The 14129-nt window shown below is 68.2% G+C and carries 12 protein-coding genes and 2 pseudogenes; 4 read left to right on the plus strand and 10 right to left on the minus strand.

The genetic code is table 11. The features are described from left to right. The coding region (locus IE252_RS43565) for a hypothetical protein (RefSeq protein ID WP_229849007.1) at window positions 1-332 on the plus strand (332 nt) is incomplete at its 5' end. A gap of 65 nt (window positions 333-397) precedes the next feature. Continuing rightward, entirely contained in the window at window positions 398-2482 is a 2085-nt protein-coding gene (locus tag IE252_RS35925) for a phosphocholine-specific phospholipase C (protein WP_229849013.1), read from the plus strand. A 136-nt stretch (window positions 2483-2618) separates the two neighbouring features. Here the strand turns inward: IE252_RS35925 and IE252_RS35930 are convergent, their stop codons facing one another. From IE252_RS35930 to IE252_RS35955, 5 genes and pseudogenes are all read right to left on the minus strand, one after another. Then, window positions 2619-3173 (minus strand): RICIN domain-containing protein, encoded by a 555-nt coding sequence (locus tag IE252_RS35930; protein ID WP_190093674.1) that lies wholly within the window; start codon window positions 3171-3173, stop codon window positions 2619-2621. A 304-nt stretch (window positions 3174-3477) separates the two neighbouring features. Continuing rightward, window positions 3478-5133 carry a purine-cytosine permease family protein gene (locus IE252_RS35935; protein WP_190093675.1) on the minus strand — a complete coding sequence of 552 codons (1656 nt, stop codon included), beginning with the start codon at window positions 5131-5133 and terminating at the stop codon, window positions 3478-3480. 1025 nt (window positions 5134-6158) lie between these two features. Next, complete coding sequence (locus IE252_RS35945; protein ID WP_190093676.1) at window positions 6159-7337, minus strand: Cmx/CmrA family chloramphenicol efflux MFS transporter; 1179 nt, start codon at window positions 7335-7337, stop codon at window positions 6159-6161. Window positions 7338-7569: 232 nt separating this feature from the next. Continuing rightward, window positions 7570-7824 (minus strand): annotated as a pseudogene (locus tag IE252_RS35950) (GNAT family N-acetyltransferase); the annotation flags it as partial. Window positions 7825-7942: 118 nt separating this feature from the next. Beyond that, window positions 7943-8875, minus strand: coding sequence for an FG-GAP repeat domain-containing protein (locus tag IE252_RS35955; protein WP_190093677.1), 933 nt, complete (start codon window positions 8873-8875; stop codon window positions 7943-7945). Between the two features lie 220 nt (window positions 8876-9095). Here IE252_RS35955 and IE252_RS35960 point away from each other — a divergent pair. Beyond that, window positions 9096-9587 (plus strand): annotated as a pseudogene (locus IE252_RS35960) (transposase); the annotation flags it as partial. Between the two features lie 130 nt (window positions 9588-9717). On the opposite strand, the gene IE252_RS35965 reads toward IE252_RS35960, so the two are convergent. From IE252_RS35965 to IE252_RS35985, 5 genes are all read right to left on the minus strand, one after another. After that, window positions 9718-10149, minus strand: coding sequence for a VOC family protein (locus tag IE252_RS35965; protein WP_190093678.1), 432 nt, complete (start codon window positions 10147-10149; stop codon window positions 9718-9720). Between the two features lie 369 nt (window positions 10150-10518). Next, window positions 10519-11073 carry a YcxB family protein gene (locus IE252_RS35970; protein ID WP_190093679.1) on the minus strand — a complete coding sequence of 185 codons (555 nt, stop codon included), beginning with the start codon at window positions 11071-11073 and terminating at the stop codon, window positions 10519-10521. A 192-nt stretch (window positions 11074-11265) separates the two neighbouring features. Continuing rightward, a complete protein-coding gene (locus IE252_RS35975) occupies window positions 11266-12018 on the minus strand; it encodes a nucleotidyltransferase domain-containing protein (RefSeq protein ID WP_190093680.1) in 753 nt (250 codons plus the stop codon). A 228-nt stretch (window positions 12019-12246) separates the two neighbouring features. Then, on the minus strand, window positions 12247-12744 hold the full coding sequence (locus IE252_RS35980; RefSeq protein WP_190093681.1) for a GNAT family N-acetyltransferase: 498 nt from the start codon (window positions 12742-12744) through the stop codon (window positions 12247-12249). A 133-nt stretch (window positions 12745-12877) separates the two neighbouring features. Next, a complete protein-coding gene (locus IE252_RS35985) occupies window positions 12878-13642 on the minus strand; it encodes a 4'-phosphopantetheinyl transferase family protein (RefSeq protein ID WP_190093682.1) in 765 nt (254 codons plus the stop codon). Window positions 13643-13845: 203 nt separating this feature from the next. On the opposite strand from IE252_RS35985, the gene IE252_RS35990 reads away from it, so the two are divergent. Further along, window positions 13846-14046: an MbtH family protein gene (locus tag IE252_RS35990; protein WP_190093683.1), complete on the plus strand. Its 201-nt coding sequence runs from the start codon at window positions 13846-13848 to the stop codon at window positions 14044-14046. Window positions 14047-14129 lie beyond the last annotated feature (83 nt).

Here is a 14129-nt window from a genome sequence, read left to right on the forward strand (position 1 = left end):
GTGGAGCGCCCGGTGCTCGGAAACGGGCACGCCGGGTGCGGGAAGCGGTCTGGGGAAACGGGCCGGTCGACAAGACCGGCACCGCGCCCCGGATCGACTTCACCACCCACAAGGCTGCCTGGAGCCTGGGTGCTGGCTGCGCCTTGGCCTGGCGTCAGATCAACACCGTGCACATGCGGGGCATTGACCGCGTCGACCCGTACCCGGGCCTCGTGCTCCGCTTCGAGCCGGCCACGGCCGAGCCGCTATGTTGTTGGACTTTTGGGGCGGACGGTTGGACGTTAACCCAGGGGGCGCGGTGGGGTCTTCTGGTGGTCACTCCAGGTCAGTAGCGTTCTCCCCGTACACACCTCACACGACTCAGGAGTATCAGTTGGCCACGGACAACGCAGGCGGCATCTCACGGCGGGGGCTGTTCGCACTGGGCGGCGGCGCCCTCGGCGCGGCCACGGCCGCCTCCCTGCTGCCACCCTCGCTGCAGACCGCCATGGCCGCGGGCCCCCCGGCCGGCGGCCTCGGCGCGGTCAAGCACGTTGTGATCCTCATGCAGGAGAACCGGTCTTTCGACCACTACTTCGGCACCCTGCGCGGAGTCCGCGGCTTCGGCGATCGCAATGCCCTTCAACTCCCGGGCGGCAAACCCGTGTTCGAGCAGCCGGGGCCGCTGGGCAGCACCGTGCTGCCCTTCCCCGTGCGCGGCGCCGCCGCCACCCAGCACAAGGACCTCCAGTACATAGGGGCCCTCGACCACTCCTGGAGCGGCGGGGCCAAGGCCTGGAACGGCGGCTGGATGGACAACTGGGTGTCCGCCAAGACCTCGGCGACCATGGCGTACTACGACCGCCAGGACATCCCGCTGCACTACGAGCTCGCCGACACCTTCACCGTCTGCGACGCTTACCACTCCTCCATCCACAGCTCCACCAGCCCCAACCGCAACCACCTGTGGAGCGGGAAGACCGGGTTCGAGCCGGGCGGCCAGCGGGCCGTCGGCAACGACGCCTACGACGAGGGCACCCACCCCGGGTACGACTGGGGCACCTACGCCGAGCGGCTGGAGAAGGCCGGGCGCAGTTGGAAGACGTACACCGAGTGGGAGAACTTCACCGACAACCAGATCGAGTTCTTCACCACGTTCAAGGCGATCGCGCGCAAGGCGCTGGCCAGGACGGGTGGGCACACGTTCATGGAGTCCTTCTACTCCGTCGTGCGCGACGCCCCGAGCGACGCCGAGCGCCAGCGGCTCCTCGGCCTGCTCGACCAGGGAGTCGCCACCCTCACCACGGCCGAACGCAGCCTGTTCGAGCGGGGGCTGAGGCGGGTGCCGACCGGTACGCTCGCCGACGCCTTCGGTAAGGACGTCGCCGCCGGCACCCTGCCGGAGGTCTCCTATCTGGTGCCCTCGGCGCTGGACTCCGAGCACCCGAGCGTCTCCTCGCCCGTGCACAGCGCCACCATCGTCTACAAGGTGCTCGACGCGCTCGGAAAGCACCCCGATGTGTGGCGGCACACCGTCGTCCTCATCAACTACGACGAGAACGACGGTTTCTTCGACCACGTCCCGCCGCCGGTGGCCCCTCCCGAGGTGACGGACGAGCAGTGGCAGGGCAAGCCGACCGGCCTCGGTGCGCGAGTGCCGATGCTCGTGGTCTCGCCCTGGAGCGTCGGCGGCTACGTGTGCTCCGAGGTCTTCGACCACACCTCCGTCATCCGCTTCCTGGAGCGCTGGACCGGGGTGCGTGAGCCCAACATCAGTGCCTGGCGGCGCACCGTCGCGGGCGATCTGATTTCGGCCTTCGACTTCAAGCGTGGCAGGCCGCGGCCTGCGGTGCAGCGGCCGGGTCCCATTCCGCCGATGAGCGGCCGCTGGCGTCCCGAACCGCCCGCGCGGCAGCACATGCCCGCCCAGGAGGAGGGCACCCGGCCCGCCCGGCCGCTGCCGTACCAGCCGGACGCGTACGCCAAGGTCGCGGGCGGCGCCCTCCAGGTGCAGCTCAGCAACACCGGCCGGGCCAGCGCCCACTTCGCGCTCTACCCGTACGCCAAGGAGTTCGCCGCGCCGCAGCACAAGGACGTGCGGGGCAACGACCACTGGACCGTGCCGCTGACTGGCGCCTACCGGTTCACGGTGACCGGGCCGAACGGCTTCCGGCGTGAGTTCGAGGGCGCCGGCGACGCGGACGGCGCCGAGGTGACCACCCACCTGGACCACCACGACCGGGACGTCCACCTCACCCTCCGCAACCGCGGACCGCGGCCCGTCACCTTCGTCGTGCGGCCGCTCGGCTACGCCGACGAGACCGACCTGCGGGACTGGGAGCGTTCCGTGACGGTCAAGCCGGGCCGCAGCCGCGCCGTGGTGCACTCGGCCGCCGACGCGCACGGCTGGTACGACCTGGAAGTGACCGTGGATGGCGGCAGCCCGTTCCGTAGGCGCCTGATGGGCCATATCGAGAACGGCCGCCCGAGCGTCTCCGGCTGACCGGCCCGTCCGGCGGTCAGCCGGGCGAGGCTCTGTGTGTGGGGTGTGGCGGTCGCCGCGGGACAAGGTGTGCTTGTCCCGCGGCGACCGCGCTTACCTGTGAAAACGCCGTATCCAGGCGGTCATCCTGGCCGGGCTAGGGCTGGAACCAGGTCTGCTCGGCTCCGCGGGTGCAGTCCCACTGGATCACGGGGGCGCCGGAGACCTTGCTGCTGGCTCCGACCGCCGCGCACAGGCCGTTGAGGTTTTCCAGCATCCATCCCCCCTGGTCGGGGTTCCGGACCAGTTTCCACCAATGGTCGTTCCAGTCACCGCAGGGCCATTGCATCAGCTGGGTGTTCCATGCGGTGGTGCCTCCGGGAACGGCGAGGCACATGGGGGTTCCTCTGACGGCAGTGCTGTTCGAGTTGACAACGTGGTAGTACGTCTCGCCGTTGACCACCTTGCTTGGCAGTTGGTTGAACGACCAGTACTGCTCCGTGCCCCCGTAAGTGCAGTCCCACTGGATCACGCCGGCGCCGTTGTTGGCGCTCGCGGCCCCGACGGCCATGCACTTGCTGCTGTTCGCGTTCTTGAGGAAGTAGTACGTGCCGGTGGCGGACGCGGTCGATGCTTCTGCGCCGAGGACCAGCGCGGGTATGCAGACGCACAAGGCGATGATCTTCGCACGGGCCTTGCGGAGCTTGAACATGGTTGCTGTCTCCTGACGCTGGCATCTGCTGACGGACCCAAGCGTCGTCACCGACCCTGTTGTCCGCCTTGCTCCGCCACAAGGACGCAGGTAGGCCTCGGCCTGCGGGTGGACAACGGGACTTGTCCGCGGACAACCGGCCCCGCCCTTCGGGGCTTCTACTGTCTCGCGGGTACTGGTTCAGGGCGTAGAGGCGGCTCGCCTCACAGGACGGATCTTCCCGGCCGACTGCGCCGAATCACGTAGCTCTCGTGCACACGCCAAGGACGGGACAGGGCGGCTGGGCCCGCCCCGCCCGTTGGGGTCAGGCGGCGGACGGCTGTGCGGGCAGTACATGGTCGCCGACCTTGTCGGTGCTCAGGCACAGGGAGCAGACGTGTGCGGCGTGGGTCTGGCAGGCGGCCAGGTCGGGGCGCTCGTACGGCTGGTGGCAGACGTGGCAGTCGTACGTCGTCGCGCTCGGGTTGCCCTCCTCGTCGAGCAGCGGCTCGTCGATGCCGTCGTCGGTGCGGCGCAGGTAGTACTTGCCCGAGGTGACCACGGCCATCAGTGGGGTGAGGAGGAAGGCGAGGACGGCCGCGGCGACGGGGGAGTACGGCTGGAGGGTGTCGCCGAGGGCGTGGAAGTACATGGCGATGGACAGGCCGGAGGCGACGACGAAGGCGACGGCGCCGACGGGGTTGACGGCGTAGAGCATGCCGCGGCGGAACTCGGGCTGGAGCGGGGAGAGCTTCAGCAGGTACTTGTTGATGCCGATGTCGGTGGCGACGGTGACGATCCAGGCGATCGCGCAGTTCGAGTAGAAGCCGAGGATGTCGTTGAGGAAGCTGAACATGTCGGCTTCCATCAGGGCGAGCGCGAAGCCCAGGTTGACCAGGACGAAGACCATGCGGCCGGGGTAGCGCTTGGTGACGCGGGTGAAGGAGTTGGTCCAGGCGAGTGAGCCGGAGTACGCGTTGGTCACGTTGATCTTGATCTGGCTGATGACGACGAGGGCGACGGCCAGTGGGATGACCAGCCAGGACGGCATCATCGCGTCGAAGGCGCCGCGGAACTGCCGGATCGGTTCGGTGGACGCGGCCGGGCCGACCTTGGCCAGGATGTACACGGCGAGGAAGACGCCGATGGCCTGCTTGAGCGCGCCGAGCACCACCCAGCCGGGCCCGGCCATAACCACCGCGGTCCACCAGGTGCGCTTGTTCGCCTCGGTCTTGGGCGGCATGAAGCGCAGGTAGTCGATCTGTTCACCGATCTGCGCGATGAGGGAGAGGCAGACACCGGCGCCGAGGAGCACGGAGGCGGTGTTGACGCCGCCGTCGCCGTCGGTGCCCGCGTAGTTGAGGAAACGGTCGACGGTGCCCGGGTCGGTGGAGACGAGGTAGACCAGTGGGGCGACCATCAGCAGCAGCCAGACCGGGGTCGTCCACACCTGGAGCTTGCTGAGCGCCTTCATGCCGTAGATCACCAGCGGGATCACCATCAGCGTGGAGATGGCGTAGCCCAGCGAGAGCGGGAGTCCGAGGCCCAGCTTCAGGCCCTGGGCCATGATCGAGCCTTCGAGGGCGAAGAAGATGAAGGTGAAGCTGGCGAAGATGACGCTGGTGAGGACCGAGCCGTAGTAGCCGAAGCCGGAGCCGCGGGTGATCAGGTCCAGGTCGATGTTGTAGCGGGCGCCGTAGTAGGCGAGGGGGAAGCCCGTGATGAAGATGACGACGGCGGCCACGGCGATCGCCACGAGCGCGTTGCCGGTGCCGTGGGCCAGGCCGATGCCGGCGCCGATGGAGAAGTCGGCCATGTAGGCGATGCCGCCGAGGGCCGTGGTCGCCACGACCATCGGGGTCCAGCGGCGGTAACTGCGGGGCGCGAAGCGGAGGGTGTAGTCCTCCAGGGTCTCCTTGGTCGCCTGGCTGGTCGGGGAGATCGGCGCGGTGACTGTCTGAGGTGACTCGGTGGTGCTCATGGCCAGCCCTTCGGGGGTGCGGGGGCGGAGTCGGTTGCGGTGAGCGGTGGGGCACCCGCGGTCGGCGTCGTCGGCAGCCGGGGGCCAGGGGCCGGGGTGGGAATCCCCGGGGTGTCAGAGGCGGCCTGCGTGCGGGGCCGTTTGCGTCGTGGCGCGTTGGGCGCGTTGCATCACCACGGCCATCGACACGCTGGCGTGGGTGTGCGGGTCCGGTAGCCCGTGTCGAGTGGTCCGTCGCGGACGAGGTCCATGCGCTCGATGTGTTGGTGATCGTCGTCTGCCCACCGGTCCTGGGTGAGGAGGTCGTGCATCCGCACCCGGCGGATATAGTCGCTGACCGTTGCGGGCGCGTCGGTGAGGGCCGGGGATGCCGGACGCGCGGGAGAGTTCGGTGTGGAACTTCTCGTCCTGGGAGACGAACCGCGGGTCCGGCGTCGGCAGTTGGTCGCGCATCGCGTAGCAGCGGTCCCGATGAGCCCGGTAGATGTCGGTTGGGCCGGGGACTGTCCTGGCGGTGTCCGTGACATCCCGAACCGCTTCCTCAGCCGCATCTCGGCCAGCCGCTCGCGAGGGTCGGCCGCGCCGTCGAGCACGGCCGCGCGGAGCTGGGCGTAGATCGCCTCGCACAGCGAGGAACCCGCTGACGGACCGTCGGTGTGGCGGGGGCCACCGGCTGTGCTTCACCTGCGTCCGACTGCGTATACGGCTCTGGATCCATGAGCGGACACGCTAGAAATCGCTTGTTTCCCGCAGCCCCCTGAAGTTGTGAACTGCTCGTTTCCGGGATCTCACTGGTGGCTGCGGCGAGCAATCGCCGTCCCTCAGCTCGCATCCGTACTGCAACGGTCTTTGTTTTGACGGCTTATCGGCCTCAGGTGGGGTGTAGCCGCGTCGTGTTCCTCCCTTGGGGGCAGGCAGGCGCGGGAGACGCCGGACTCGGCGGCGGCGCGAGCGATGGGGCGGGTGCGGCATCGTTCGATGGGCCTTCGGCGTCCCCTCGATGTTGAAAGGGCGCGTTCGTATCGTCACTGGAGCACCTCGGTGCTCGAGCCCTCCGTGAACACTGTGCGGAAGGGGAATGCGATGAGCAGCGCAAGGGCGATCAGGAATCCGCTCGACCACAGCGGACCGAGGTTCCCGGCTCCGGTGTTGAGGGTGGTCGCGGCGATGAGGGGGCCGCCGGCGGCGCCGACGTTGAGTGCCGCGGTCGCATACGAACCGGCCATGGCGGGGGCTCCTGCGGCCTCGTAGAGGACCCGTGTGATCAGGGTGCTGCCCAGCGCGAACGACAGAGCACCCTGGACGAACACGAGGGCAAGCAGCGCAACCGGCTCATCGGCCAGTACGGCCAGGGTCGGCCAGCCGATCAGCAGCAGCGGACCACCCACCGCGATGACCGGGCCGGGGTTCTGGTCGGACAGGCGACCGGCGACGGTGACTCCAACGGAGGAACCGATACCGAAGAGCACCAGGGCGACAGAGACCCACAGCTCACTCAGCCCGGCGGTGCCGGTCACGACGGGGGCCAGGAAAGTGAAACTGGCGAAGGTGGCTGCGTTCACGAGCGCGCCCAGCAGCATCACCAGGATCAACCGTGGCCTTGCCAACTGGGCGAGCTCCGCTCGCAAGGCCCGCCCGCCACTGGCCTGTTCCTTCACACCTCCCGCCGGGATGCCCTTGAGGATGCCGAGAGCTGCCGGCAGACAGAGCGCGGCAACGGCCCAGAAGGTGGCTCGCCATCCGAGCAGGGTGCCGAGCAGCGAGCCACCAGGGACACCGGCGATCGTGGCCGCCGTCGTGCCTGACAGCAGCACGGCCAGCGCACGTCCCTTCTTGCCGGGCGAGACCAACGTGGCGGCAGCCGTGAGAGCGACAGCGAGGAAGCCTGCGTTCGCGAGCGCGGCGACGATCCGGGTGGCGAGCAGCAGCGGGAAGCTCGTGGTGATGGCGCCCACGGCGTGAGCTGCTGCGAAAGCGAGGATGAACCCGAGCAGGCTCAGGCGCCTGGGCCAGTTGCGGGCAAGGACGGCCACAAGGGGGGCTCCGACGGTCATGCCGATCGCGAAGGCCGAGGTGAGCACGCCTGTTGTCCCGACGCTGACGTCGAGATCCGAGGCGATGTCCGGCAAGAGGCCGGCCAGCATGAACTCCGAGGTGCCCATGGCGAAGACCGCCACGGCAAGCAGGTACAGCGGAAGAGGCATCGAGTGGCTCCGAGGCGAGGAGAAGTACGAGAGGGTCATCTCGTCACCGCGGCCGGCCCCCAAGGGAGCGCCCGTCCGACCGCAGAACGCGGCGCGACGGCAGGGCTATGAGCTCAGTGGTTCAGGGGGCTGACGGCGTGACCGAAAGCCCCCGCCTTGTCTGACTCAGGACTCGACATGATCCGCACGCTACCCGACCGACGCCCGTCGGAGCATCTTGGTTTCACCGGACGAAGTCGAGTTCTTCCGGGGCGGCTTGGCCGAGGCCGCCCTCCTCGATGGCTCTGAGCGCGTGGGCGTCCAGGGTGGCGGAGTGGATGCGGCGCAGCGCGTCGAAGAACACCGTGTCGTCGGGTTCGGTACTGAAGCGCAGGCGTCCGGGCCGCTCGGGCAGACCTTGTTCCGGAGTCCAGCGATACAGGAAGCGTTCCACCAGGGGTTCGTACCCTGCGGCGCGCGCGGCGGCGAAGCGTGCCTCGGCGGCAGCCCCGGCGAAGCGACCCAGTCACGCTCCAGACTCAAGCACTGCACCGATGCCCCACCACCGAGTGGTGCCGCCGGGGCATACCCCGACGGCACCACCTCAACCTCACGCACCTGAGCGGTCAGATCAGGTTGTAGATGTTGTAGCCCCAGCCGATCTTGACGCGGTTGTCGAACGGGTCGGCGGCGTCGCCGTTGCCGGAGTAGCGCCACAGGGTGCCGTCGTTGCCGCGGGCCACCAGGTCGGTGCGGCCGTCGTTGTCGAGGTCGCCGACGGAGAGGATGCGGTTGTAGGTGTTCCAGCCGCCACCGATCCTCGTGCGCTGGTTGAACGGGTCGTTGCGGTCGCCGCTGCCCTTGTAGAACCAGAGCACACCGGCCTTGTCGCGGGCGACGATGTCGGTGAAACCGTCGCCGTCCAGGTCTCCCTGGCCGGCGATCTCGGTGTACTGCCCCCAGCCGCCGCCCACCTTGGTGCGGGCGGTGACCCGGCCGTCGGCGTAGCCGAGGTAGAGCCACAGCACCCCCGCCTTGTCACGGGCGATGATGTCGGCCTCGCCCGCACCGGCGAGGTTGCCGGGGAAGACCACCTTGTCGTACATCTGCCAGCCGCCACCGATGTCCTTGGTGTCCAGGCCGAACTCAGAGACGTGGTACGTGTAAGACAGCCGGCCGCTCGTGTCGATGTGCCAGGTGCTCTCGCCGTAGCCGTCCTTGTCGTTGTCGACGTCGCCCTCGAACACGTTGAAGCTGTAGTCGACTCCGACGTCGTAGCGGTTCTTGAAGCCGCCCTCTCGGTCAGGGAAGTACAGATACAGGTTTCCGGTCCGCTTGTCGACGGCCGTCATCGAGAACGTGGGCGTCTCCACACGCTTCTTCGCGGCGGCGCGCGGGGCGGCAAGGCCCTGGGAGCTGTGGGTGCGGTGCTGGGCCTCGGCCTGGGCGCGCAGTTCCCTGGCGTCGGCCGGGTTCCCGGCCGCGAACGCGGTACCGGCGGTGGTAGCCATGACCGTGGCGATGGCGGTCGCGGCCAGTGCGTGTGGAATGAACTTCATGAACAAGCCCCCCGGCTGTCGTGAATGGGCGCGATTGGTCTGGACCGCGCTGTACGTCGTGCACTCTATACAGGGCCTTCACGTGCCACACGCGCGGGTTCCCTGATGTTCACACAGGCGAACACGCCAGAGTTGCGTGGGTCGCCTGGGCGGAGGGCCGCTGTACGGCAGCGCGCGCGGCCAGGGATGACGTGCGTCCGTGGCAGATCGTGGCCGGGACACGCAGTCCGCCGCCGATCGCGTCATCGAGCACCTCGGCTCCAGGGTCGCGCTGGCCCCGCGCAGGCGCTTCGCCAAGGACGCGGTGCTGATCGTGGACGGGACGCTGGTACCCACCCGCGACCACCAGGTCGCCGAGCAGTCGAAGAGCTATTGCTGCTCGACCAACCACCAGGTGGTCATCGACGCCGACACCCGCCTGGTCGTCGAGTCCGGTGCCAAACGGGTGGTCGGCAACACTGCGACGATCGCGGACGGCGGCTACCTGGGCACCGGGCTGATCATGCCGCACCACCGGCGCAAGGGCGAGGAACTGCCCGGCTGGAAGGAGGCCCACAACAAGAGCCACAGACGGGTTCGCGCCTGCGTCGAGCACGCCTTCGCCCGTATGAAGACCTGGAAGATCCTGCGCGACCGCAGTTTGAGAGGCGACGGTGTGCGCCATGCGATGCACGACGTTCCCCGCCTGCACAACCTCGCTCTCACGGGATGACTCCCGCCGCATGCGGGACCTGAGAGGTCAGGGGAGACCGGCCTTGGGGAACATCGGGACAGCCGATCTCGGCTGCCCGATGTTTCCCAAGGCCGGGGACGGCTCCCCACCTCGCCGTCTCGCAGGGGAATCAGGCGAGGCAGAACTCGTTGCCCTCGATGTCCTGCATCGTGATGCACGACTCGTTGACGCCATCGGCGCGCTGCGTCAGCACGTGTTTCGCGCCGAGCGCCATCAGCCGTGCGCATTCGGCCTCGAGTGTGGCCAGGCGTTCCTCACCCACGAGCCCTGTGCCGACCCGCACATCGAGATGCACCCGGTTCTTGACGACCTTGCCTTCGGGAACTCGCTGGAAGAGCAAGCGCGGTCCCACACCCGAGGGGTCAGTGCACGCGAAGTAGATCTCATCCTCGGGCGGCAGCGAGAGGTGGTACTCCTCCCACGTGGCAAAGCCCTCCGGGACCGTCGGTACGACGTACCCCAGCACCTCGCACCAGAAGGCGGCGAGGCGCGCAGGCTCCGCGCAGTCGAAGGTTACTTGGAACTGTCTGATCGTTGACATCGGCGCACGATAACAGGGGCCCGGCTCATCTCCCCAGGTCGGGAGGTCCGCACGTTGTCGGGGGGAGGCGTCTGCTACCCGCTGCTGTGTCGTGCGGTCGCAGGGGTGAACCGAGGTCAGCGCCTCCCCTAAGGGAACCTGGGATGCGATCCCGGCCGGCCACACTCGTGCTGCCAAAGACTAGTCGCTGCGCTGGAGGCCTTCGCGGCAGTGACGGGAGATGAGGAAATGCGATCCAGGCCGACGGCTTGGCGGATCTCCTGAGTGGTGCTGCCTGTCGTCCGCTGGTCGACGACCCGCTGGCTCTCGGCAGTGAAAGAAGGTGGTCTCTGTGGACGGTTGCCGGGTATCGGTGCGGAGGCGGCGCGTCTATCGGGCAGACGCCGTGGGGGCGGCCAGAGGCAGCTGCAGGTGGAGAATCTGCCGCAGCCGGTCGGCGTCTTCGGGCTGGTGAAACGCTCGCTTGGGCAGGAAGGTCATGCACTTCTGGTCAGCGCTGAGCAGCACGAACAGGTTGGGAGTTTCCAGGTAGCGCGAGAACTTGGCCCAGGCGGACCACTGGTGTTCGTGCTGGGTCGCGGCCGTCACCCCGGAGGCGTCCACGGTGATGTAGCGCGGTCCTTGCGCCTGGCCGTGCCGGTGAGCCTGCCGGGCGCGCATCCGTGGCGCGATCACCAGGAAGAACACCAGGAGTATGGAGCCGAACATCAGTGGGCCCAAGTCCAGTTCAGCGCCTGGGTGGTCGATCCGAAGGCCCAGTGCGAGGAGCACCAGCCCCATCCCGGTAATGAGCCACTGGCTGCGCCGGCCAGCGGGGGAGGCCTTCATCAGGACGCGCATCGCCTCCTGGAACTCCGATGCTGTCGCCTGATAGGCCACCTGCACAGCCGCGACCGTGCCCAGCTGACCGTTATCCGTACTCATTGGTTTCTCTCCTGGCTTGGTGGATCGCCAGTGAGCCGAGCCGGAGCGTGCTTTCTGCCGATTTACCGGACCATTATGCGCGGCCCTTCGGCGGCTGCAGTGCGCAGCCCCGGCACGGCACAGCAGGGGTGGGGCGTGGTGTCTGCGTTATGCCACCGCTCGCCACCCAACCGTGTGCCCGGGGGACTGGAGTCAGCGCTCCATCCGCACCCGTACGACGAAGTCGTGCAGGGCGTCGTGTCCGGCGGGGGCGTCGGGCAGTAGCGACTCCGCCTGCGCCGAGTCGAGCACGCCGTGCAGCGCCTCGATGTCTCCCGCCACCCGCTCGGGGTCGAGCCCGGTCGCGGCCCCGTGCTCGGCCTCGGCCTTCACCGCGATCAGATCGGGCAGATAGGCGGGCGCGGTCACCTCGCCGAGCAGCGTGGGCAGGTCCGCCTGCACCTCGCCGCTGCGCATCAGATGGATGCCGGTGAGCAGCACGCGGAAGGTGTAGAGCAGCGGCTTCAGCTCGCCGGTCTTCTCGTACAGCCGCCACTGGGTGTTCGCGAACCCCCGGTAGTGGTGGGCGTGGTGCGAGGTCAGCACGGACGGGGCGAGCGTCACCAGCTCCGCGTGCGGGTCGGTGGTGTGCACGACCAGCGGTGAGAGCAGCTGCTCCAACACATACCCGTTGCGGCGCAGCATCAGGCGGACGAACTTGCGCAGGTCGTGGGTGACCAGGTCCATCTCGACCCCGTCCCGGTCCCACATCAGGGACCGGCTCTCCTCCGGCTCGCGCAGCCCGAGCAGCGCCTCGGCCGGGAGCAGATGGACGCCGCGCAGGTCGACGTCGGAGTCCCGGGAGGGGAAGCCGTAGAGGTGGGCGCCCGAGACCGTGGCGAAGAGCAGCGGGTCGGGCTGCTCGCGCACCACGGCTGCGAGGTCGATGGTCTGGAGATCCGTCATGGATCAAGCATCCCAGAGCGCCCCTACTGCTGCGTTCCGCAAGGCGGTACTCGAAGGGGCGTCGCAGGTGCCGGGTTGGAGGCTCGGGTCGGCCCCAGCCGGACGTTGCCCGCTGACCGCGGACGAACAGCAGCGATGTCCCCACCGGTCCGGGGGCGCTGGGGCGGACGCTCCGTCGCCGCCGCGGCCTGACCAAGTAAGTGATCCCGCCGTGTCCGGATGGGGAGATCAGACAGCGGCCAGGTTCTTCGCCATGACCCGCTCCCTGCCGACGCCATCGGGCAGAAGATCGCCGGGCTCACCCGTGTCCGTGAAACCGTGCCGCTCATAGAGCGCGATTGCCGTGCGGTTGTCCGGCATAACGGACAGCCGCAGCGCCGTGGCACCGCGCTCCGCCGCCCACCGCTCGACCGCCCGGATCAGGTGGTCACCCACGCCCTTGCCCCGAGCCGTGGGGTCGACCCACATCGAGATCAACTCCACGTTCTGTGCTCCCTCGCCCGGCACTCCGCTGGCCATGCCCACCGGAAGGCCGTCGAGGAGCGCGACCAGATCGTGCGCGCCAGGAATCGACAGGCGGGCACGCCAACGTTCCTCTTGGTCGCCGGAGCCCTGCCACTGGGCCAGTGTCGATCCGAACGCGTAGGGCGCCTCAGCAAGCGCGGCCAGTCGCAACTCACGCCAAAGGGGCCACTCGTCTGATTCCAAAGTGCGTAGTTCAAGCATGATCCAGACCATGCCTGCCCGCCGGGGCGGGCAGCAAGTTGATTACCACCATGCAACCGAGGCCGTTCAGCCCTGCGGCCAACCGAAACCGGGGAGCACATGCCGCTCGTGGTGGTCACCGCCCCTCAAACGCCTAGCCGCTCAGGAGGGCTTCGCCGGCGAGTTCTCTCACCTCCACCGGGGAGGTGGAGGTGGCCAGGGCGGCCGTGTAGCCCGGGCCGCACGCCGTCAGGGGGCGCACTGTGAGACCCGTCGGCAGGCGTACGCCGGTGTCCGGGTTCGTGTGCAGCTTCGGGGCGCTGCCCGGAATCGCGACTTCGAGGTGGCGCGCCGGGATCCGGAGCCCGGTGCCCAGGGCCTTGAGTACCGCCTCCTTCTGGGTCCAGATGTCGGTGAGTACCTGCGGCTGCCGGTCGACGTCGTGCTTGCGAACGTGGGCGGCTTCCAGGGGTGAACAGATGGCGTCCACAAGGGAGTTGGCGTCGCCCACGCGACTCAGTGACTCCACGTCCACACCGACCCGCATACCGTGGGCGACAGCTACTGCCACCCTGCCCCCGGCGTGGGAGACCGAGACGTCCAGTTCGGGGGCGTCGAGGGAGCGCGGGCGTCCGTGGTGCGCGTCGCAGTCCGGGCACTCGCGGGCGATCCGGACTTCCGTGGGCGAGAGGCCCGTATGCCTGCCCAGTGCGCTGCGCAGGAGGACGGCACCGGTCAGGAACTCCGCCTTTAGCACATCGTTGCGGTATTGCGCCAGACGTTTATTTTCCTGTGGGGAGAGGAGTCGGGAGAATTCGGGCAGTCCCTCGTCGGCCCATGCCCACCAGATCGTGACCCGGCCCTCGGTGAGGGGGAAGACCTGTGTCCGGGTAAGGCGGGAGAGAGGGGGTGAATTCATCTTCTGAACCCTAGGATCTCGACCGTCGCGGCGCGATGTGATCGCGGTCACTTGCATGGCGTGCGCTCCGGTCATAGGGTTCTGGCCAGGAGCGGGCGAGTCCAAAGGCAGCCCGGTGGGAGTTTTGGATTCCCTTTACCTTCTGTGTGCCGATCATGGTGCATATTTAAGTCCCTGACCGGGGGCAACGGGGAGAACGTGCAGTGAGTTCATCGGTACCAGAAGTTTCTTTGTACGCGGTTGTCGTCAATGACGAAGAGCAGTTCTCTATCTGGAGATCGGGGCGCGATATTCCCCCCGGCTGGCGGCATACCGGTTTCACTGGAGGCAAGCAGCAGTGCCTCTCGCACATTGCAGAGGTCTGGGTCGATATGCGCCCCGTGTCCCTCCGTGTGAACGCCTGATCGCCCTTCGAGGGTCGTCGCGGGTGCTTCGTGGTAGTCACCCGCCGGTATGTCGTGCTTGACTTCGGGGGAAGTAATGTCTG

This window comes from Streptomyces melanogenes, assembly GCF_014649795.1.
GTDB lineage: Bacteria > Actinomycetota > Actinomycetes > Streptomycetales > Streptomycetaceae > Streptomyces > Streptomyces noboritoensis.